This is a genomic window from Salipiger bermudensis (genome assembly GCF_020171625.1).
Lineage (GTDB): Bacteria > Pseudomonadota > Alphaproteobacteria > Rhodobacterales > Rhodobacteraceae > Salipiger > Salipiger bermudensis_B.
Genome location: NZ_JAIUZY010000003.1, coordinates 401,736 through 422,766, shown reverse-complemented (window position 1 = coordinate 422,766; position 21,031 = coordinate 401,736). Strand labels below are relative to the sequence as shown.

Sequence of the window (21,031 nt, the reverse complement as noted above, 5' to 3'; positions counted from 1 at the left end):
CGATGCGCCTCGAGCGCAATGACCGGTTCAGCGCGCGAGCCGGACAGGTGTCGAGGTTGAATATCCCCTCCGCGTCCGGGACCGGGCCGCCGCGAAACCCGTCACTGCGGGGCAGGCGGGCGTTCGGTGTTGCACGTGAGGCAGAGCGGCGCGATCGGGCGTCGCGCCAGGCGTCATCCACCGGCCACGCCGAGGCGCGGCCGGCGTGGCGGAGTCATCCCTCGCCGAGCTTCGGCGAGGCCTTGTCGAGGCAAAGCTCCGCGTCCGAGAATTTGAACGGCGAGCGCACGCCGGGCACGCCCTCGGGCGAGATCGTCATGCCGCGGGCCTGCACCTGCGGATCGGCCATGACCTCCGAGAGATCGTTGATCGGCCCTGCCGGAATGCCCTCGCGCTCGCAGCCCGCGAGCAGATCGGCCTTGGTCCACTTGCCGGTCTCGGCCATCAGATGCGCCTCGAGCGAGGCACGCTTGGCGATGCGATCGGCATTGGTCAGGTAGTCGGGATGCTCGGCCAGATCGTCGAGCCCGAGCAGGCGGCACAGCCGCTGGTATTGCGGGTCGTTGCCGGTGGCGATGATGATGTAGCCGTCGGAACAGTCGAACACCTGATAGGGCGTGAGGTTGGGGTGATAGTTCCCCGTCCGCCCCGGCGCCTCGCCGGTCGCAAGGTAGTTCATCGCCTGGTTCGCGGTCGCCGCCACGGCACAGTCGAGCAGCGCCATGTCGATATGCTGGCCCTTGCCGGTGCGCTGCTTCTGATGCAGCGCCGCAAGGATGCCCGAGACCGAGTAGAGCCCGGTGAACAGGTCGGTGATCGCCACGCCCGCGCGCTGCGGCTGGCCGTCCGGCGTGCCGGTGATCGACATGAACCCCGACATGCCCTGGATGATGTAGTCATAGCCCGCGCGGTGCGCGTAGGGGCCATCCTGCCCGAATCCGGTGATCGAGCAGTAGATCAGCCCGGGATTCACCTGCGCCAGGGAGGCGAAGTCGAGGCCGTACTTGGCCAGTCCGCCGACCTTGAAATTCTCTATGAGAATGTCGGCATCGGCCACCATATCCCGCACCTCGGCCTGGCCCTCGGGCGTCGAGATATCCACCACCACCGAGTGCTTGCCCCGGTTGCAGCAGTGGAAATAGGCCGCCGAGCGCTCGTCCTCGCGGTCGATGAACGGCGGACCCCACTTGCGGGTGTCGTCGCCGCGCGACGCTTCGATCTTGATGACCTCGGCGCCGAGGTCGCTCAGAATCTGACCGGCCCAGGGGCCGGCCAGAATTCGGGCCAGTTCGATGACCTTCACCCCCTCGAGGGGGCCGCGCGGTGCCGAGGTCATTGTGCCGCTTCGATGCGCTCGTCGAGGATCTCAGCGAATTCGTCGTAGGGCATGTTGGTGTGCAGCTCGCCGTCGATCATGAAGGACGGGGTCGAGTTGAAGCCGTCCGCCTCGACGTTCTGCTGATACCAATCGACCAGCGCCTTGAGCTGTTCGCCGTCCTGCATGCAGGCGTCGAGCTGCTCCTTGCCGATGCCGGCCTGCAGGCCCATCTTGCGGATCGCGTCGGCGACGCCGGCTTCGGTGCTCTGGCGCGCCCATTCGTTCTGGGTCTCGTAGATCATGTCGACGATGCCGAAGTATTTCATCTCGCCGCCGCAACGCGCCATCAGCGAGGCCCACATGTCGTACTTGTTGAAATAGGCTTCACGGAAGGTGAACTTCACCTTGCCGGTATCGATGTAGTTTTCCTTGATCTGCGGAAACACTTCCTGCTCGAAGGTGGCGCAGTGCGGGCAGGTAAAGGAGCCATACTCGATGATCTCGACCGGTGCGTCCGCTTCGCCGAGGGTCATGTCGGTCACCGTGGCCTCCTGCGCGCCTGCGGCGCCGAGAGGGGGCTGGGCGGTGGGGTTCAGAACCCAGCTGCCGCCTGCGGCGATGGTTGCGGCCAGCGCGACGGTGGACAGGATACGCTTCATGGGTCTTCCTTCTTTCTGCGACAGCCCTCTGCGGGCCTCAGCGGTGTGACTTGGTTATGACGTTTGCCCCCAACCGATCAAGGGCGGCGCGCAGGCCTTCGTCTCCGACGCCCTGCGTGGCGCGCTGCACCTCGGCGCGGGTCTCGGGCGAGGGCTCGGGCCGGGCCTGTTCCTTGGCGCGGTGCTCGAAGGCGACGCGGCCGTCGGAAAAGCCGGTGGCGGCGGTCTGGGTGACGCGGATGCGGGCGATGGCGTTGTAGCCGTAGATCGCGTTGACCCGCTCGCGCAGCTCTTCCTTGCGCATCTCCAGCAGCGGCGCGTTGGCGCCGGTGGTCAGCAGGGTGAGCGTTGCGCCGAGGCCGCCACGGCCATAGCCGATCTCGACCGGGCGCGAGATCGCGGCCATGTCGGCGCCGGCGATCTCTTCCCAATGGGTGAGAACACGGGATTGCGCGAAGCCGCGGCTTTCGCTGGCCTTGCGGATGTTCTGCTTCAGCAGGCCCGCGGTCAGGGCGAAGCCCTTGGTGGTGTTCTTGCGCCGTTGCATCTTGAATCCCTCTCTGCGGCACTATTCTAGTGACCGCGCCACCGGGCGCCAGCCCGGAATCATCCAATCAAGGGAATGTCAGTTTTGCGTGACCCCGCCCGCGCCGCGGATCTTCTCGTCTGGTACGACCGCCACGCCCGCGACCTGCCGTGGCGCGTCGGCCCGCGCGCCCGCGCCAACGGCATTCGCCCCGATCCCTACCGGGTCTGGCTCTCGGAGATCATGCTGCAACAGACCACGGTGCCGGCGGTGAAGCCCTATTTCGAGGCCTTCACCGCGCGCTGGCCGACGGTCTCCGACCTCGCGGCGGCCGAGGATGCCGACGTCATGGCCGCCTGGGCGGGGCTGGGCTACTACGCCCGCGCCCGCAACCTGCTGAAATGCGCCCGTGTGGTCGCCACCGAGCATGGCGGCGTGTTCCCGCAGAGCCTCGAGGGGCTGCTGGGCCTGCCCGGCATCGGCCCCTATACCGCAGGTGCCGTGGCGGCGATTGCCTTCGACATCCCGGCCACCGTGGTCGACGGCAATGTCGAGCGGGTGATGGCGCGGCTGCATGACGAGCACACGCCGCTGCCGCAGGCCAAGCCGATCCTCACCGAGATGGCCGCAGCCCTGACGCCCAAAGAGCGCCCAGGCTGCTACGCGCAGGCGGTGATGGACCTCGGCGCCACGATCTGCAGCCCGCGCAACCCGGCCTGCGGCCTGTGCCCGTGGCGCAGCGCCTGCGCGGCGTGGGAGGCGGGCACCATGGCCGAGTTGCCCAAGAAGGCGCCGAAGAAACGCAAGCCGACCCGGCTCGGCATTGCCTATCTGGTGCGGCGCGTGGATGGCGCCTGGCTGCTCGAGCGCCGGCCCGACAGCGGGCTGCTGGGCGGAATGCTCGGCTGGCCCGGCAGCGAGTGGGGCGAGGCGCCGGAAGAGGCGCCGCCGATCGCCGCCGAGTGGAAGGCGCTGAATGCCGAGGCGCGCCACACCTTCACCCATTTCCATCTGCGCCTGACGGTCAAGACCGCGCTGGTGCCGATGGACCGTCCGCCCGAGCGCGGCGAGTTCGTCGCGGCGGAGGAGTTCGACCCCAAGGCCCTGCCCACGGTGATGCGCAAGGCCTTCGATCTCGCCCGGGGCGGCTGAGGCAAAACCGCGCGACCTTCGGGATTTGTCGGAAGGCGCCGCGCTTCCCCCGTGACCTTGCGGGGCTTCCGGGATAATCTGGGGACAGGCGCGCAGAGGTTCGTGCGGAAGGGACCCAACATGATCTCGTCGGAGAAAATCGCCCGCATCGGGGCCGCGGCGCCGTTCTGGCTCACCTACATCCTGCCGCCGCTGGTCTGGCTCGGCGCGCTGACGGGCGGGCTCTGGGTGCTGCTGCCGCCGCTGGCGACGTGGTACCTGTTCTCGGCGCTCGACGCGGCGCTCGGGCTGAACACCGAGAATGCCGATCCGCAGACCGAGGAGCGCCATCTGTTCTGGTACCGCGCCGGGGTGATGCTCTGGGCGCCGGTGCAGTTCGTGACGCTGCTCTCGCTGATCTGGTACGTGCCTAATGCCGCGCATCTGAACGGCTGGGAGCGCTTCGGCGTGATGTTCGGCACCGGGGTGATGACCGGCTCGGTGGGCATCGTCTACGCCCATGAGCTTCTGCACCAGCGCAACCGCCTCGAGCGTCATCTCGGCGACGGGCTTCTGGCGATGGTGCTCTATTCGCATTTCCGCTCCGAGCACCTGCTGGTGCATCACCTCTGGGTCGGCACGCCGCGCGACACGGTGACGGCGCGCTACAACGAGGGCTTTCACCGCTTCTACCCGCGGGTGCTGCGCGAGAGCCCGGCCTCGGCCTTCCGCGCCGAGGCGGCGCTGCTGGCGCGGCGGGGGCTGCCGTGGTGGCACCGCCGCAACCCGTTCTGGAAATACGCCGCCCTGCAGGGCGCGATGCTGGCGCTGGCGCTGCTGGTGGGCGGCTGGGCGGGGCTGTTGTTCTTCGTGGTGCAGGCGGGCGTGGCGATCTGGCAGCTCGAGCTGACGAACTATGTCGAGCATTACGCCCTGACGCGGCGGCACCTCGGCGAAGGACGCTACGAGCATGTGCGCCCGCACCATTCGTGGAACGCGTCCCATACCGCGACCAACTGGCTGCTGATCAACCTGCAGCGCCATTCGGACCACCATTACAAGCCCGACCGCCGCTTCCCCCTGCTGCAGACATACCGGGAGGACGAGGCGCCGCAGCTGCCCTATGGCTATCCGATCATGACCATGGCGGCGATGGTGCCGCCGCTCTGGCGTCGCATCATGAACCCCAGGGTGCGGGCCTGGCGGCGCGCGTGGTATCCCGATGTCGAGGACTGGACGCCCTACAACCGCGGCACCACCCCGATGCCGAAAGGCGCGCGCGGCTGATCCTGTCTCTCCCTCGTGGGGCGGTGCTCTCTCAGTGACAGGGCAAGGGCGGTGCCTCCTGTCGATCCGGTGGTGTACCTTCAAAGTACAATGAGGGGGGCGCTGCCCCCTGTCGCACCGGAGGTGCGCCCTTAGAAGGGAGAGAGGGGGCTCTGCCCCCTCTTGGCCTGCGGCCAATTCACCCCCGAGGTATTTTTGAACCAAAGAAGCCATGAGCGCGGCGCCCCTGGCTTCTCTTCGTCAAAAATACTCCCGCCGGAGGCAGGCCGGGGATTGCGGCCGGGCGTCGCGTCAGGGAGGGCAGAGCAGGGTTGCAATCGCGCAGGGCGGCTCGCAAACATGAGGCTCAGAACTGCTGGAAGGAGTCTCGGACGTGGATCTCGAGAAAGTCGCGCGTGACGTGCGCGAAAACGCCTACGTGCCCTATTCGCGCTTCAAGGTGGGCGCAGCGCTGCGTGCGCCCTCGGGCCGGATCTATGCCGGCTGCAACGTCGAGAACGTGGCCTATCCCGAGGGCACCTGCGCCGAGGCGGGCGCCATCGCCGCCATGGTCGCCGCGGGGGAGACCGAGATCGTCGAGGCCTATGTCATCGCCGACAGCGCCCACCCGGTGCCGCCCTGCGGCGGCTGCCGGCAGAAGCTGGCCGAGTTCGCGAAGGGCGACACGCGGGTGACGCTGGCCACGGTCGACGGCCACACGCTCGAGACCACCGTGGCGGAGCTGCTTCCCGGCGCCTTCGGAGCGGGCCACATGGACCGCACCTGATGGACGCGCGCACGGTGATTGCCGCCCTGAGGCGGGGCGAACAGCCCGACATCGACGGGCTGCGCTGGTTTGCCCGCGGCCTCGCCGATGGCCGCGTCAGCGACGCGCAGGCCGGCGCCTTCGCCATGGGCGTCTGCCTCGGCGGGCTGAGCGAGGAGAACCGGGTCGCCCTGACGCTGGCGATGCGCGACTCGGGCCACGTTATGCGCTGGGATCTCGACGGGCCGGTGCTCGACAAGCACTCCACCGGCGGCATCGGCGATTGCGTGTCGCTGGTCCTCGCCCCGGCGCTCGCCGCCTGCGGCTGCTACGTGCCCATGATCTCTGGGCGCGGGCTGGGCCATACCGGCGGCACGCTCGACAAGCTCGACGCCATTCCCGGCTATGTCGTGGCCCCCGACGAGGCGCGCTTCGACCGGGTGGTGCGCGAGGCCGGCTGCGCCATCGTCTCGGCCAGCGCCGAGATCGCGCCGGCGGACCGCCGCCTCTACGCGGTGCGCGACGTCACCGCCACGGTCGAGAGCCTCGACCTGATCACCTCGTCGATCCTTTCCAAGAAGCTTGCGGCAGGGCTCGAGGGGCTGGTGCTCGACGTCAAGGTGGGCTCGGGCGCCTTCATGAAGACCGACGCCGAGGCGCGCCGGCTCGCGGAGGCGCTGGTCTCGACCGCCAACGCGGCGGGCTGCCCGACCACCGCCCTCGTCACCGACATGAACCAGCCGATCGCGCCGGCGCTGGGCAACGCGCTCGAGGTCGACGCGGCGATGGGCGTGCTGACCGGTCGCGACAAGGGTCCGCTCTACGAGCTGACGCTGGCGCTGGGGGCCGCGCTGCTGGAGCGCGCCGGGATCGACGCCCCCGAGACGCGGCTGCGCGAGGCGCTGGAGAGCGGCGCCGCGGCGGAGCGCATGGGGCGGATGGTCCACGGCCTTGGCGGGCCGGTGGAGTTCGTCGAGACCTGGGGCCGCTTCCTGCCCGAGGCCACGGTGATCCGCGAAGTGCCGGCGCCGGAGGCCGGCCACGTGGCGCAGATCGACGGCGAGGCGCTGGGGCTGGCCGTGGTCCGGCTCGGCGGCGGGCGTACGGTGGAGACCGACATGATCGACCCGGCGGTGGGCCTGTCGGACGTGGTGCGCCTTGGCGAACGGGTCGAGCGGGGCACGCCGCTGGCGCGGGTCCACGCGGCGCGCGAGGATCAGGCCGACGCGGCGGCGCGGGTGGTGCAGGCGGCGATCAGGCTGGGCGACGCCGCACGGCCCGGCCCCCTGGTGCGGGAGCGTGTCGGATGAGGGCATTTCTGGTGGTCATTGACAGCGTCGGCATCGGCGGCGCGCCGGACGCGGACAGCTATTTCAACGACGGCGTGCCCGATACCGGCGCCAACACGCTGCTGGACATCGCCGAGGCCTGCGCGCGCGGCGAGGCCGAGGACGGGCGCAGCGGGCCGCTGGCGCTGCCGGTGCTCGACGGGCTCGGGCTGGGCCGGGCGGTGGAACTGGCCAGCGGCACCCTGCCGCCGGGCCTCGGGGCCGCGCCGCAGGGGCGCTGGGGCGCCGCGACCGAAAGCTCGAAGGGCAAGGACACGCCCTCGGGCCACTGGGAGCTGGCCGGGCTGCCGGTGCCGTGGGACTGGCATTATTTCCCCGACGAACAGCCCGCCTTCCCGCAGGACCTCATCGATGCGGTCTGCGAGATCGCCGGCACCGACGGCACGCTGGCCAATTGCCACGGCTCGGGCACGGTGATGCTCGACCGTTTCGGGGCAGAGCACATCCGCAGCGGCTGGCCGATCTGCTACACCTCTGCCGACAGCGTGTTCCAGATCGCCGCGCATGAAGAGCATTTCGGCCTCGAGCGGCTGCTCGAACTGTGCGAGCGCATGGCGCCGATGCTGCACGAGAGAAAGGTCGGCCGGGTCATCGCGCGGCCCTTCGTTGGCGAGGAGGGGGCGTTCCGCCGCACCTCCAACCGGCACGACTACGCTATCCGCCCGCCGGAGCCCGTTCTGACCAACTGGGCGCAGGAGGCCGGTCGGACGGTGCACGCGGTGGGCAAGATCGGCGATATCTTCTCGATGGAAGGCATCGATCACCTGCACAAGGGCGATGACGCGGCGCTGATGCGGCACTTGTTTGACCTTGTGGATAACTCCGGGGATGGTTCCCTGACCTTCGCGAATTTCGTCGAGTTCGACAGCCTTTACGGCCATCGCCGCGATGTCTCGGGCTATGCCCGCGCGCTCGAGTGGTTCGACGCCGAGCTGGGCCGCCTGCTGCCGCGCCTGCGCGAGGGCGACATTCTCGTGGTCACCGCCGATCACGGCAACGATCCGACCTGGGTCGGCACCGATCACACCCGCGAGCGGGTGCCGGTTCTGATTGCCGGGGCCGGGGCGGGGGCGCTCGGGCAGGTGGCGTTCGCCGACGTCGCGGCGAGCGTTGCCAAACATCTCGACGTGCCCGCCCGCGGGCCGGGGAAATCATTTCTGTGAAGGAGTCCGGCATGGACGAAGAGCGCATCGCAGCCATACGTGGCCTGCCCAAGGTCGAGCTGCACCTGCATATCGAGGGGGCCGCGCCGCCCGCCTTTATCCGCGGTCTGGCGCAGGAAAAGAACGTCAGGCTCGATGGCGTATTCGACGCGCGGGGCAACTACGCCTTTACCGATTTCGTGCATTTCCTGTCGGTCTACGAGGCCGCCACCTCGGTGCTGAAAAGCCCCGAGGATTACGCCCGGCTGACCACCGCAGTGCTCGAGGAATGTGCCCAGAACGGCGTGGTTTACGCCGAGACCTTCATCTCGCCCGACTTCTGCGGCGGCGGCGATGTGGGGGCGTGGCGCGAGTACCTCCATGCCATCCGCGAGGCCTCTGACCGGGCGGAGACAAGCCTGGGGATAACTCTGAGGGGAATTGTCACCTGCGTGCGCCATTTCGGCCCCGAGGCCGCCAAGCGCGCGGCGCGCTGCGGCGCCGAAACCGCGGGCGACTGGATCGTGGGCTTCGGCATGGGCGGCGACGAGAACCAGGGCCGGCAGAGGGACTTTGCCTACGCCTTCGACATGGCGCGCGAGGCCGGGCTGCGGCTGACGACGCATGCCGGCGAATGGCGCGGCCCGCGCGAGGTCGAGGATGCGATCACCGACCTGCAGGTCGAACGCATCGGCCACGGGGTGCGGGTCTGGGAGGATCTGGCGCTTGTGGATAAACTTGTAGAGAACGGCATCGTGCTCGAGGTCTGTCCGGGGTCCAACGTCAATCTCGGGGTCTACCCGTCGCTGTCCAAGCACCCGATCGACAAGCTGCGCGAGCGCGGCGTGAAAGTGACGGTCAGCACCGACGACCCGCCCTTCTTCCACACCACGATGGCCGACGAGTACGAGGCGCTGCACCGGACCTTCGGCTGGGACGAGGAGGTGTTCGCAGGGATCGCCCGGACCTCCGCCGAGGCGGCGTTCTGCGACGAGGAGACCCGCAAGACAGTGCTGAAGCGGCTCGACCTCTGACGCCGCTTTCGCGGGCTCTGACGGGACTGCTGGCGGCGGACGCGCCGGAACCTTGCGGCTGTCGGGTTCCGGGCGTTGCGGCGCGCTGGCGTGAGGGCTAAGGAGGAAGCCGATCAAAGCGCAAGGAGTCCCGGGGCCATGAAACAGCATCTTACCGTCGTCGATCACCCGCTGGTCCAGCACAAGCTGACCCTGATGCGCGAGAAGGACACCTCGACCGCCTCCTTCCGCCAGCTCCTGCGCGAGATCAGCCTGCTGCTGGCTTACGAGATCACCCACCAGCTGCCGGTGACCACCAAGCGCATCGAGACCCCGATGTGCGAGATGGATGCGCCGGTGATCGAGGGCAAGAAGCTGGTGCTGGTGTCGATCCTGCGCGCCGGCAACGGCCTGCTCGACGGCATCCTCGAGCTGGTGCCGGCGGCGCGGGTGGGCTTTGTCGGCCTCTACCGCGACGAGGAAACGCTCAAGCCGGTGCAGTACTATTTCAAGGTGCCCAAGAACCTCGAGGACCGCTGCGTGATCCTCGTCGATCCGATGCTGGCGACGGGCAACTCCTCGGTTGCCGCGGTCGACCTGATGAAGGAAGCCGGCGCCAAGGACATCCGGTTCCTGTGCCTGCTGGCGGCGCCCGAAGGGGTCGAGAAGATGAAGCAGGCGCATCCGGACGTGCCGGTCATCACCGCCTCGCTCGACGAGCGGCTGAACGAAAAAGGCTATATCGTTCCGGGACTAGGGGATGCGGGCGACCGTATGTTCGGCACAAAATAAGCGGTCAGTCCGCTTTACAGGGCTATATGGATCAGGCATGATTCTGCCAATCCTGTGGGGGCTGACATGCGATTGAAAACTCTGGCGTTCCTCGCCATCACCACCGCAGCGGCAGGCGCCGGGCTGACGCCCGCGCTGGCCCAGGGGGTCACCACCATCGACACGCCGTCCGAGCTGCCTCCGGCCAGCTTCACCGGCACCCAGTATGCCGACAGCGAGGGCTGCGTCTTCGTGCGCGCGGGCTACGACGGAGCGGTGGTCTGGGTGCCGCGCGTGACCCGCGACCGCGATCAGGTCTGTGGCTACCCGCCGACTTTCTCAGGGTCCTCAAAGACGGAAACCGCCGCCGCCCCGGCGCCCGCGCCCGCGCCTACACCGGCTCCGGCTCCGGCTCCGACCGCGGCGCCCGCGCCGAAACCCGCTGCCGTGGCGGCTGCTCCGGCGCCCACGCGCACTGCGAGACCCGCGCCCACCCCCACACGCACCACGAGCGCCCGGCAGCCGGTCGCCATCGCGGCGTCGCGGCCCGCCGCGCCCGCGCCGCAGCGCGTGGTGAAGGCGCCGGCCTCGAAGCCGCCCTCGGCGCCGCCGCCGAGAACCGTGGTGAAGACCATGCCCGCCCCGGTCGCGACCGCCGCGACCGCGCCGCGCGTGGCGACGCCGTCGCAGCTTTGCCCGCCGGGCGCCACCGGCACCATCCGCAGCCACGGCCGCACCGTGCGCTGCGGCGTGCAGTCGAGCCCGTTCGTCACCGAAGTGCGCCGGGGCGAGGCTCCGACTGCCGGCAAGAACGTCTATTACAACTACGGCAACGGGCAGGGCAGCTGGAGCGACAGCCGCGCCACGCCGATGGCGGACGACCCGGTGGCGCTGGCCCAGCTCGCCGCACAGCCGCAGAGCCGGATCGTGCCCAAGCATGTCTGGGAGGCGCGCTCCGAGGTGCCGCCGGTGGTGCCGCAGGGCTATCGCCCGGCCTGGGAGGACGACCGGCTCAACCGGTATCGCGCGTGGCAGACCGTGGATGGCTACTACGCCACGCAGCGGCGCTGGACCAACACCGTGCCGCGGGTCAACGACCCGACGCTGCGACGGATCCCGGCGCGCGACCCGCAGCTCGTCTATCGCGACCGCGAGCCGGCGCCGCTGCCAGCGCAGATCGTCGTCAGCAACGGCCGCCCCGTGGCGCAGGCGCCGCGGGCCGGGATGATCTCGTCTCGCTCGACCCCGGCGGCGGAGGCCAAGGCCCCGACGGCGGCAGCGACCGCGCGTTATGTCGAGGTCGGTGTCTTCACCACCAAGGACAAGGCCGATGCCGCCGCGGCAAGGCTGCGGGGCGCCGGACTGCCGGTGCGCTACCTGCGCAGCGGCGACACCCGGCGCGTCGTGGTCGGCCCCTACCGCGACACCGGCGCGCTACAATCGGCGCTGCGCCGGGTGCGGGGGACTGGCTACGTTCAGGCCTACCTGCGCTGAGGCAAAGCTCCGAGTGACGGACGAACAGGCCCTGCCGGATGCGGCGGGGCTTTTTTCTGTTGGGGCTCGCGGTCAGGGGGCGCGACAGAGAGGGGGCGTGGCCTGCGCCGTCCGAGCCCGCATGATCGCAGCGCCAAGCCTCAGACCGTGCGCTGCGCGCGTCAGCCGCCGCAGATCGCCTGAAGCCTGAGCCAATCGGGGTCGGACAGCACCGGCCGGCTGCCCTCGGCGGCGCGGGGGTCGCCCTCGATCAGGGCAGACGTGCTTTCGCCGGTGACGTCGCGGGCATACGCATAGGGCGTGCTGCGCAGCTCGGCGGCGGCGAAGGCGTCAAGCAGCTTGTCGGTCGGGACCGGCTCACGGGTCTCGGTGAGCAGGCTCTCGGCATAGGTGTCGAGCGTGGCGTCGGGCAGCGCCCCGGTGGTGAGCAGCTTCAGTGTCGCCCACAGCCCGCTATGGGACAGAAGCTCGCCCAGCGGGTCATGGGAGCGGGCGCGCAGGGCCTCGGCCACCAGGTAGCCGGCAGCGGCGTCGGGATCGTCGTACTCCTCGATCAGCGCGCGGTTCATCAGGATCAGCCCGCCCGGCAGGTGCGCGGTGTCGCGCACCCCGTCCGGCAGCACCACGAGATCGTTGCGCCGGGCATCTCCCAGCACACGCTGGGCGAGATGGCGCAGCGGCAGGCGTGCCTCTTCGGTCATGCAGGGCTGTCCCGAGATTCGGGTGATGCGGGCCAGAAGCGCCTCGCCGATCTCGTCGCGCTTGACCGCGGGCACCACGCGCTGCGTGTGCTCGAGCAGGGCGCCCGGCAGCCAGAAGACCGCCCCGGCGAACACCGTGGCCGCCATCGCGCTCAGCAGCACCACGCGCAGCTTGCCCGGGCGCGGGCGGCGCCGGTCGATGCCCCGCAGCAGGCGCTCGATCGCCTCGATCATCGTGGTCTCGTCTTCGGGCAGTTCCAGCGTCTCGCCGGGATCGCCGTCGGGGTGGTAGATGGCGGGGGTCTGCCCCTTGTTGGCACGGCGCACGGCGGCCAGCGACCAGTGCGCCAGCGGGCGCCCGGAGAACTCGGACATGGTCAGCGAGGCATCGCCCAGCGACACGACGACGTCACGACGCTGCGCGTCGGGCTCGGGTCGCCAGAGGCCCGATGCTTCCAGTCGTTGATACTCTTTGAGTGCCGTCATTCAGGGCTGCTCTGCCTCGTTTCGCGGCACCGTAGCATGGGCCGCGAGACAGGGGCAACGCGTTCCGGTCGGGTTGGTTCGCTCCGACGGTCGCGCCGCCCGTCGCGCGCGACAATCGGTATTGCGGAATGACGTCCACGCCGGTAGTGCGGAGGTGTTATATGATAACGTAACAGAATCAGAACTACGAGAGGTCCTCATGCCGTCCATCACCTCCACACGTCTCAGCCTGCCGGTTCTCGCACTGCTGGTCGCGTCGCCGTTCGCCGCCTTCGCCCAGTCGGCGGACAGCCACGACCACGATCATGACCACGATCACGGGCATGAGCACGCGCAGGGCCACGATCACGCCCATGACGATGTCAGCCGCGGGTATTTCGAGGACAGCGCGATCGCGGCCCGTCCGCTGTCGGACTGGCAGGGAGACTGGCAGTCGGTCTATCCCTATCTGCAGGACGGCACGCTCGATGCGGTCATGGCGCACAAGGCCGAAAACGGCGACCAGACCGCCGAAGAGTACCGCGCCAAATACGAGATCGGCTACAAGACCGATGTCGACCGGATCGAGATCGAGGGCGAGGAGGTGACGTTCCACCGCACCGACGGCGCCGTGAGCGGCACCTATGCCAGCGATGGCTATGAGGTTCTGACCTACGACGCGGGCAATCGCGGCGTGCGCTTCATATTCGAGAAGCAGGACGGAGACGCCGAGGCGCCGGCGTTCATCCAATTCAGCGACCACAAGATCGCGCCGGAGCCCGCCGGCCACTATCACCTCTACTGGGGCGACGATCGTGCGGCGCTTCTCGAAGAGCTCACCAACTGGCCGACCTACTATCCCGCCGACCTGACCGGAAACGAGATCGCGCACGAGATGATGGCGCACTGATCCTTCTGCCGCGCCCGGCCACCCCTGCGCCTTGCGGCTTTGACGGTCGCAAGGCGCCTGGCGGGTCGGGCGCGGCTCCGGGGGGCCTCAGACCTCCTTGGCGCGGGCGCGAAGCTGGAACTTCTGGATCTTGCCGGTCGAGGTCTTGGGCAACTCCTCGAACACGACCTTTTTCGGGGTCTTGAACCCGGCCAGTCGCTCGCGGGCGAACGCGATGAGCTCGGCCTCGCTGGCCTCGTGGCCGGGCTTCAGCTCCAAGAAGGCGCAGGGCACCTCGCCCCACCGTTCGTCGGGCTTGGCGACCACGGCGCAGAGCAGCACCGCCTCGTGCCCCATCAGCGTGTTCTCGACCTCGACCGAGGAGATGTTCTCGCCGCCCGAGATGATGATGTCCTTGGCGCGGTCGGCAATCTGCATGTAGCTGTCGGGGTGCAGCACGGCGATGTCGCCGGAGTGGAAGTAGCCCCCTTCAAAGGCCTCGCGGGTGGCTTTGGGGGCCTTGAGATAGCCCTTCATCACGCCGTTGCCGCGATGCATGATCTCGCCCTTGGTCTCGCCGTCGGCGGGGATGATCTTCATCTGCTCGTCCATCACCGTGATGTGCTCCATGAACGGCATGGCGACGCCCTGACGCGCCTTGATCGCGGCGCGTTCAGCGCCCTGCAGCGGCTCCCACGTGGCCTGCCAGGCGCATTCCACGTCGGGGCCATAGGTTTCGGTCAGGCCGTAGACCTGGGTGACGTGGAAGCCCATGGTCTCGATCTTGGCAAGCGTGGCGGGGGCTGGCGGCGCGCCGGCGGTGAACACCTCGACCACGTGGTCGAAGGCGCGTTTCTCGGCCTCGGGGGCGTTGACCAGCATGTTGAGCACGATGGGCGCCCCGCCGAAATGGGTCACGCCCTCGTTGGCGATGGCGTCATAGATGTTGTGCGCGGTGATGTCGCGGCAGCAGACCACGGTCCCGCCCACCGCCGGCATCATCCAGGTGTGGCACCAGCCGTTGCAGTGGAACAGCGGCACGATCGTGAGATAGACCGGGTGCAGCACCATGCGCCAGCTCAGCACCTGTCCCATGGCGTTCAGGTAGGCGCCGCGATGGTGATAGACCACGCCCTTGGGCCGTCCGGTGGTGCCGGAGGTGTAGTTGAGCGCGAGGCTCTCCCACTCGTCCTCGGGCATGATCCAGTCGAAGGCGGGATCGCCCGTGGCGAGGAAATCCTCGTATTCGAGATAGTCTCCGAAGGCCTTGGCACCGCCATGCGGGTCGGCCACCTCGATCACCGTGGGCGGGGCCTGCTCCATCAACTCGATCGCCTCGGCGAGATGCGGGATGAACTGCGGATCGCAGAGCACCAGCTTGGCCTCGCCGTGATCGAGGATATAGGCGATGGTGTCGACATCGAGCCGCGTGTTGATGGTGTTGAGCACGGCGCCGCAGGCCGGCACGCCGAAATGCGCCTCGGCTTGGGCGGGGATGTTGGGCAGGATGGTGGCCACCACGTCACCGGGTTTGATGCCGACCTTGGTGAGCGCCGAGGCAAGCTGGCTGACCCGGTCGTGATACTCGGCATAGGTCTTGCGATGCGGGCCGTAGATCACCGCCGGGTGGTCGGGATAGATCTGCCGCGCCCGCTTGAGAAACGACAGCGGCGTCAGCGGCACATGGTTCGCGGCGCATTTGCCTAATCCGGTTTCGTCTGCAAGCCAGCCCATGGCGGGTCCTCCCTGATCTCTGCTGCGCCCGACTATGCGCAGTCGCGGCGCGTCCGGAAAGACCTGAATGGGGATTCCCGATGCGATTGCGCGCGGTTACGATGACGGGCATGATCATCTCCCCCGGCCGCGGCTACATCTTCGTGCACATTCCCAAGACCGGCGGCACCGCGATGGCCGCGGCGCTCGAGGCGCGGGCGCACCGCGATGACATCCTGATCGGCGACACGCCGAAGGCGCAGAAGCGCCGCGGACGCGTGGTGAAGCTCTCGGCGCGGGGACGGCTCTGGAAGCACGCGATGCTGAGCGACATCGACGGGGTCCTGAGCCCCGAGGAGATCGCGGCGATGTTCACGGTCACGCTGGTGCGCAACCCGTGGGACCGCATGGTGAGCTACTATCACTGGCTGCGCACGCAGCGCTTCGACCACCCAGCGGTGGCGCTGGCCGCGACGCTGCCCTTCGCGGCCTTCGTGGCACATCCGCAGACCAGCGCCAGCCTGCGCGCCGCGCCCTACGGACGCTACATGCAGGACGTCACGGGACAGGAGCGCGCCTCGCTCTTCATCCGGCTCGAGCATCTCGAGCAGGACATGGCGCCCTTCGTGGCGCATCTGGGCTTCCGCCCCGAGATCGGGCGGCTCAATGCCTCCGAGCGGGCGCGCGACCACCGGGGATATTATGACGACACGACGGCAGAGTTGGTGGCCGCCCTTTGCGCCGAGGACATCGCGCGCTTCGGCTACCGGTTTGACGATGTCGCAAGCAAAGGCCCGGCGCCGGACCGGTGAGACGGGCAGGCAGCCTCCGGCGGGGATATTTTTGGCCAGAAGAAGACCGGGGCGCTTCAAGGCCCGAGCCCAAAAGGAAACCCGCCCCCGAAGGGACGGGCGGGAAGCCGGGGCTTCTCCTGGCACGGTCATCGGCGTCCCCGCCTGTACCGTGGGACCAGCATCACCCATTAACCTTAATAATGTGTTTCTTCTGGCGGGAAATATCCCGGGGAGCGCGAGGGGCAGCGCCCCTCGTGGCCGGACATGGCGGTCAGCGCACCGGATCGAGCAGCGCATCGCCGAGCGAGCAGTCGCGCACCACGTCACGGCCGCAGGGCACGGGCTCGAGCGTCGTGGACAGGCAGAGCCGGGCTTCCTGGATGCGGCCGTCGCGGCAGGTGATGGTGATCATGTCCGGCTCGAGCCCGGGATTGGCCTCGAGGAAAGCGTCCTCGATCAGCGTGGCAGGCAGGGTGACGGGCTCTTTCAGCCGTCGCAGGAGGCCGGGGCGGGTGATCCGCCCGTAAGCCTCGCGCGATAGGGCGAAATAATCATCAGGCGAGAGCCCGCTGCAGCTGCCGTGCTTCTTCCACTGGTGCCACGCCAGCCCGGCCGCGCCCATGATGTCGGACATGGCGGCGGTGTCGGCGCGGCTCGGCGCGCGCCGCGATGTGGGACAGTAGGAGGGATAGCCGCGATGGTATTGCGGCCAGAGCCCGTGCAGGATCCAGCCGTGGTCCGTCTCGCATTGTTCCGAGCCGCGCGCATCGCCCTCGAGCGCGCACCAGGTGGGCGACCAGCTCAGCGACAGCACGTAGTAATCGAAGGCGCCGGCAGGCTCGCCTTCGGCGCGGGCCAGACCGGCCGACAGCAGCAACACAACCAGCCAGCGCATTTTCTCTTCCCTCTTGGCGTCCGGATCACTATATAGCGCGCAAGTTCCCCGACAACGGTAACCTGTCCCGAGTTCAGATTCGGGACCTCCCGGCCCGAAGAGGGCCCGGGGGAGGGGACGGAGACTTGCAAGGAGACGAGACATGGCCAAACTGCTGCATCCCAAGGCGACCGCCGTCTGGCTGGTCGACAACACCACGCTGAGCTTCAAGCAGATTGCCGATTTCACCGGCTATCACGAGCTTGAGGTGCAGGGGATCGCGGATGGCGATGTCGCCGCCGGCGTGAAGGGCTTCGACCCGGTCGCCAACAACCAGCTCGAGCAGTCGGAGATCGACAAGGCCGAGAAGAACCCGCTGCACAAGCTCAAGCTCAAGTACAACGCCGCCGCCGTCGACGAGGACAAGCGTCGCGGTCCGCGCTACACGCCGCTGTCGAAGCGTCAGGACCGGCCGAACTCGATCCTGTGGCTGGTGAAGTTCCACCCCGAGCTGTCCGACGGCCAGATCTCGAAGCTGGTGGGCACCACCAAGCCGACGATCCAGTCGATCCGCGAGCGCACCCACTGGAACATCCAGAACATGCAGCCGATCGACCCGGTGGCGCTGGGGCTGTGCCGCCAGTCAGAGCTTGACGCCGCGGTGGCGAAGGCCGCCAAGAAGCTCGACGAGGTGATGACCGACGACGAGCGCCGCAAGCTGGTCTCGACCGAGCAGAGCCTCGGCATGGAGCCCGAGCCGCGCCTGCCCTCGGCCATCGAAGGCCTCGAGACCTTCTCGCTGTCGGATCCGCGCGGCGAGGATGACGAGGAAGAGGACACCCGCGGTCCGAGCGATTTCTCGGATGCGGACAGCTTCTTCAACCTGCCCTCGGGTGGCGATGACGACGACGAGGACGACAGCGACGATCCGCGCGGCTGATCGGTCCTCGAACTGCCAGACAGAAAACGCGTCGCGAGAGCGGCGCGTTTTTTCTTTTGCGGGGGGGGGGGGGCGTGGGGCGGTTTGCCGTAGGGGCGGGCCTCAGACCCGCTTGCGGGCGTTGAGGGCCGCGGTGATGGTGCCGTCGTCGAGATAGTCGAGCTCGCCACCGATCGGCACGCCCTGCGCCAGCGAGGTCAGCTCCACCCGGGTCTCGAGCTGGTCGGCGATGTAATGCGCCGTGGTCTGGCCGTCGACGGTGGCGTTGAGCGCGAGGATCACCTCGCTGATCGTCTCGCCGTCGATGCGCGAGACAAGTTGCGGTATGCGCAGCTCTTCGGGGCCGACATTGTCGAGCGCCGAGAGCGTGCCGCCAAGCACGTGGTAGCGGCCCTTGAACACGCCCGAGCGCTCCATCGCCCAGAGATCGGCCACGTCCTCGACCACGCAGATCTGGCCGTTGGCGCGGCGCGCGTCGGCGCAGATCGGGCAGATCTCGGCAGTGCCGACATTGCCGCAGTTGAGGCACTCCCGCGCCGAGCGCGCCACCTGTTGCATCGCGTCGGCCAGTGGCTGCAGCAGCAGTGCGCGCTTGCGGATCAGGTGCAGCACCGCCCGCCGGGCCGAGCGCGGGCCGAGGCCGGGCAGCTTCGCCATCTGGTCGATCAGCGCGTCAATTTCGGTGCGGTCGGTCAAGCGGAAGCCTCCGGAAGGCAGGACGGCGCGGCGCCCGTCGGGGCGCCGCTCGGATCATCTCGGGATGCGCATGCGTCGCGTCAGAACGGCAGCTTCATGTCCGCCGGCAGGCCCATCTCGGAGGTCAGCTTCTGCATCTCCTCCTGCGCCTTTTCCTGCGCCTTGGTCTGGGCTTCCTTGATGGCGGCGAGGATCAGGTCCTCGACGACTTCCTTGTCGTCGGAGTTGAAGATCGACGGATCGATGTCGAGCCCGCGCAACTCGCCCTTGGCGGAGGCGGTGGCCTTGACCAGCCCTGCGCCGGACTCGCCGGTGACTTCCATCGCCTTCAGATCTTCCTGAAGCTGGGCCATCTTGCCCTGCATGTCCTGCGCGGTCTTCATCATCTTGGCCATGTCGCCAAGTCCGCCCAAACCTTTCAGCATCGTGTCTCTCCTGCGTCGCGGGCGCGGGGATCGCGGCCCTTGCATTTGTTCCAGTATATCGCAGTCGCAACCCCGCTCGACAAGTGGGGCAGGCCAGAGAGGTGCGCGCTAGCGGCGCCAGAGATGGGCGCGGCTGGCGAGCAGGCCCTGCAGCTTCGACAGAACCCGGTTGGCCGGGCCGGGGCGCGGCAGGGCGCCGCTCTCGAGCCGAAGCGCCACCACCTCGACCGGGCAGGGCTGTCCGGTCACCGGATCGCGGTAGCGCGGATAGGCGATGAGCGTGGCATGGACCAGCGCCTCGAGCGTCGGGCGCGGGCCAGCGAGGCGGCGCTCCGGCACCGGACCGAGATCACGGGTCAGGCCCCAGCCGGCATAGAACGGCACGCCAAGCGTGGTGACGGGCAGGCCGCGCAGCAGCGCCTCGAAGCCGGTGAGCGAGGTCAGCGTCCAGACCTCGTGAACCTGCGGCAGCAGCGCGCCCATGTCGGTATTGCCGAGTGTCAGGTCGGCCCACCGCTCTGGCGCCTCGACATGGCCGGGGCGCAGGCCCGCTTCGACATCGGGATGCGGTTTCCACAGGATCACCGCGTCGGGGTTCTCGGCGCGGGTGCGGGCGAGCAGATCGGCGTTGCGCTGCATCCCGGGGCTGCCGAGGCGGATCGAGGCATCGTCCTCGACCTGTCCGGGAACGAGGATGCGATGGCCCTGGGGCAGCGGCGGCAGCGCGCCTGCGAGATTGTACTTGGTGAGGCCCCCGGCAGTGATGCGGGCGATCAGGCAGCGGGCGCGTTCGGTCTGGTCGGGGCGGGGGCGGGCGGTCTCGGCGATGAGGCGTTCGAGCCGGGAGGGGCGCGAGGGGTCGTAGTAGAGGCCGAGGTCGTCGGCCACCAGCGACAGCGGCGGCACCAGCTCGGCCCCGAGCCCGCGCGAACGCAGGAAGCCGTCCTCGACCCGCACGATGCCCGGATCGGCCTCGGCGGCGCCCCAGATCATCCGGGCGCGGCCCTCGGTGGCTCGGCGCCGCGCCTCCTCGGGGGAGCGGGCGAAGACCACCGGGCGTGTCGCGCCGAAGAATCCCTGCAGCGGTTTGCGTTTCCACAGCCGGATGCCTTCGGCGACCCAACCGCGACGATCCTCGCGCCAGGCCCGCGTGCGGGCCTCGAGCATGGCGAGCACGTCTTCGAGCTCGCAGAGCCGGTCGCGGTAGGGATCGTACCAAGTGGGGTAGAGGATCATCGCCGCCGCGAAGAGCTGCGCGCGGGTCAGGCGGCGCTGGCGCCGGGGCAGTGGTGTTTCCTCCTCCGTCAGGCCCCAGCCGGCGTAGAAGGGCTGCCCGAACACCCGCGGCCGATGGCCGGCAAGGATCGCCTCGAACCCCATCTGCGAGGACACGGTATAGACCGCGATGGCGCCTTCCAGCAGGGCCTGCGGCGAGGCCGGCTCGGTGAAGAGCGTCACGCGGCCCGTGGCATCGCCCGCGCGGTAGTGCCCGGCGCGATAGCCCGCGCGCGTCTCGGGGTGGGTGCGGATGACGATGCGCTGGCCCGGGTGCTCCTCCTGCGCCCAGTAGAGCATTTCGAGAAAGCGGTTGCGGTCGGTACCCGAGGCACGCACCGAGGCGTCGCCCTCGGTCTGGTCGATGACCAGCACGTAGCACGGTTCGGGCACTGGGTCGGCGGGATCGACGGCGCTGTACTTGCTGAGATGCGCCGCCTGCATCCGGGCCATGGCGCCGCGTGCGCGCTCCAGCAGGACATGGTCGTCGAGCGGATGGGTGGCCAGCAGCGTCTCGAGGTTCGACACGGTCGAGGCGTCGAAATGCACCCCCGAGCGGTCGAGCAGCAGACCCAGCGGCGGCTCGCCGCTGCGGCCGGGGTGCAGCGAGCGCAGGAAGGCGTCCTCGATGCGCAGCAGCGGCGTGCCATGTTTCGCCGCCATCCTCTCGCCGCGATGGGCATAGGGCGACTGGCCCCAGACGCCGACCATGTCGGTCTCGCCGGGGCGGCCCAGCGAGACCCGGTATCCGGCAAGCGAGAGGATGCGGCGCAGCCGGGGCTGGCGCAGGAAACCGGCGTTGTAGACAAAAAGACGCCGGGGAT

The 21,031-nt window shown here is 68.9% G+C and carries 20 protein-coding genes; 11 read left to right on the top strand and 9 right to left on the bottom strand.

The features are described 5' to 3' along the window. Positions 1-214: 214 nt before the first annotated feature. The 3 genes from LCM15_RS05560 to LCM15_RS05550 are packed head-to-tail and all read right to left on the bottom strand — an operon-like array spanning position 215 to position 2,524. Complete coding sequence (locus LCM15_RS05560) at positions 215-1,336, bottom strand: CaiB/BaiF CoA transferase family protein (protein ID WP_224854045.1); 1,122 nt, start codon at positions 1,334-1,336, stop codon at positions 215-217. Then, the gene (locus LCM15_RS05555; RefSeq protein ID WP_224854042.1) at positions 1,333-1,977 is read right to left on the bottom strand and encodes a DsbA family protein; all 645 of its coding nucleotides are present in this window, start codon (positions 1,975-1,977) and stop codon (positions 1,333-1,335) included. Before LCM15_RS05555 ends, LCM15_RS05560 begins: the two co-directional genes overlap by 4 nt. 37 nt (positions 1,978-2,014) lie before the next feature. Next, positions 2,015-2,524, bottom strand: coding sequence for a DUF721 domain-containing protein (locus LCM15_RS05550; RefSeq protein ID WP_224854039.1), 510 nt, complete (start codon positions 2,522-2,524; stop codon positions 2,015-2,017). An 84-nt stretch (positions 2,525-2,608) separates the two neighbouring features. On the opposite strand from LCM15_RS05550, the gene mutY reads away from it, so the two are divergent. From mutY to LCM15_RS05510, 8 genes are all read left to right on the top strand, one after another. Continuing rightward, a complete protein-coding gene (mutY, locus tag LCM15_RS05545) occupies positions 2,609-3,655 on the top strand; it encodes an A/G-specific adenine glycosylase (RefSeq protein WP_224854037.1) in 1,047 nt (348 codons plus the stop codon). Between the two features lie 120 nt (positions 3,656-3,775). Beyond that, a complete protein-coding gene (locus tag LCM15_RS05540) occupies positions 3,776-4,921 on the top strand; it encodes an alkane 1-monooxygenase (protein WP_224854035.1) in 1,146 nt (381 codons plus the stop codon). A gap of 373 nt (positions 4,922-5,294) precedes the next feature. Next, a complete protein-coding gene (locus tag LCM15_RS05535; RefSeq protein WP_224854033.1) occupies positions 5,295-5,687 on the top strand; it encodes a cytidine deaminase in 393 nt (130 codons plus the stop codon). Continuing rightward, on the top strand, positions 5,687-6,976 hold the full coding sequence (locus LCM15_RS05530; RefSeq protein WP_224854030.1) for a thymidine phosphorylase: 1,290 nt from the start codon (positions 5,687-5,689) through the stop codon (positions 6,974-6,976). Before LCM15_RS05535 ends, LCM15_RS05530 begins: the two co-directional genes overlap by 1 nt. Further along, the gene (locus LCM15_RS05525; RefSeq protein WP_224854028.1) at positions 6,973-8,178 is read left to right on the top strand and encodes a phosphopentomutase; all 1,206 of its coding nucleotides are present in this window, start codon (positions 6,973-6,975) and stop codon (positions 8,176-8,178) included. The genes LCM15_RS05530 and LCM15_RS05525 overlap by 4 nt, the downstream gene beginning before the upstream one ends. Positions 8,179-8,189: 11 nt before the next feature. Further along, positions 8,190-9,191 carry an adenosine deaminase gene (locus LCM15_RS05520; protein WP_224854025.1) on the top strand — a complete coding sequence of 334 codons (1,002 nt, stop codon included), beginning with the start codon at positions 8,190-8,192 and terminating at the stop codon, positions 9,189-9,191. 138 nt (positions 9,192-9,329) lie between these two features. Beyond that, complete coding sequence (gene upp / locus LCM15_RS05515) at positions 9,330-9,962, top strand: uracil phosphoribosyltransferase (protein WP_224854022.1); 633 nt, start codon at positions 9,330-9,332, stop codon at positions 9,960-9,962. A 66-nt stretch (positions 9,963-10,028) separates the two neighbouring features. After that, positions 10,029-11,435, top strand: a complete 1,407-nt coding sequence (locus LCM15_RS05510) for an SPOR domain-containing protein (protein ID WP_224854019.1) — start codon at positions 10,029-10,031, stop codon at positions 11,433-11,435. A gap of 161 nt (positions 11,436-11,596) precedes the next feature. On the opposite strand, the gene LCM15_RS05505 is transcribed toward LCM15_RS05510, so the two are convergent. Next, positions 11,597-12,622 carry a hypothetical protein gene (locus LCM15_RS05505; RefSeq protein ID WP_224854016.1) on the bottom strand — a complete coding sequence of 342 codons (1,026 nt, stop codon included), beginning with the start codon at positions 12,620-12,622 and terminating at the stop codon, positions 11,597-11,599. A 199-nt stretch (positions 12,623-12,821) separates the two neighbouring features. Between LCM15_RS05505 and LCM15_RS05500 the strand changes: the two genes are divergently transcribed. Then, entirely contained in the window at positions 12,822-13,511 is a 690-nt protein-coding gene (locus LCM15_RS05500) for a ZinT family metal-binding protein (protein ID WP_224854013.1), read from the top strand. A gap of 87 nt (positions 13,512-13,598) precedes the next feature. Here the strand turns inward: LCM15_RS05500 and LCM15_RS05495 are convergent, their stop codons facing one another. Next, positions 13,599-15,224, bottom strand: a complete 1,626-nt coding sequence (locus LCM15_RS05495) for an AMP-binding protein (protein ID WP_224854010.1) — start codon at positions 15,222-15,224, stop codon at positions 13,599-13,601. Positions 15,225-15,334: 110 nt separating this feature from the next. On the opposite strand from LCM15_RS05495, the gene LCM15_RS05490 reads away from it, so the two are divergent. Next, entirely contained in the window at positions 15,335-16,015 is a 681-nt protein-coding gene (locus LCM15_RS05490; protein ID WP_224854007.1) for a sulfotransferase family 2 domain-containing protein, read from the top strand. 253 nt (positions 16,016-16,268) lie between these two features. Here the strand turns inward: LCM15_RS05490 and LCM15_RS05485 are convergent, their stop codons facing one another. Beyond that, a complete protein-coding gene (locus LCM15_RS05485; protein WP_224854004.1) occupies positions 16,269-16,892 on the bottom strand; it encodes a ribonuclease T2 family protein in 624 nt (207 codons plus the stop codon). A 142-nt stretch (positions 16,893-17,034) separates the two neighbouring features. Here LCM15_RS05485 and LCM15_RS05480 point away from each other — a divergent pair, with 142 nt between their 5' ends. Then, the gene (locus LCM15_RS05480; RefSeq protein WP_224854001.1) at positions 17,035-17,811 is read left to right on the top strand and encodes a DUF1013 domain-containing protein; all 777 of its coding nucleotides are present in this window, start codon (positions 17,035-17,037) and stop codon (positions 17,809-17,811) included. Positions 17,812-17,913: 102 nt separating this feature from the next. On the opposite strand, the gene recR is transcribed toward LCM15_RS05480, so the two are convergent. The 3 genes from recR to LCM15_RS05465 form a co-directional block, all read right to left on the bottom strand. Continuing rightward, positions 17,914-18,507 (bottom strand): recombination mediator RecR, encoded by a 594-nt coding sequence (recR, locus tag LCM15_RS05475; protein ID WP_224853999.1) that lies wholly within the window; start codon positions 18,505-18,507, stop codon positions 17,914-17,916. Between the two features lie 80 nt (positions 18,508-18,587). Beyond that, on the bottom strand, positions 18,588-18,932 hold the full coding sequence (locus tag LCM15_RS05470) for a YbaB/EbfC family nucleoid-associated protein (protein WP_207076419.1): 345 nt from the start codon (positions 18,930-18,932) through the stop codon (positions 18,588-18,590). Between the two features lie 108 nt (positions 18,933-19,040). Beyond that, on the bottom strand, positions 19,041-20,918 hold the full coding sequence (locus tag LCM15_RS05465) for a capsular polysaccharide biosynthesis protein (RefSeq protein WP_224853996.1): 1,878 nt from the start codon (positions 20,916-20,918) through the stop codon (positions 19,041-19,043). Between the last annotated feature and the right edge of the window lie 113 nt (positions 20,919-21,031).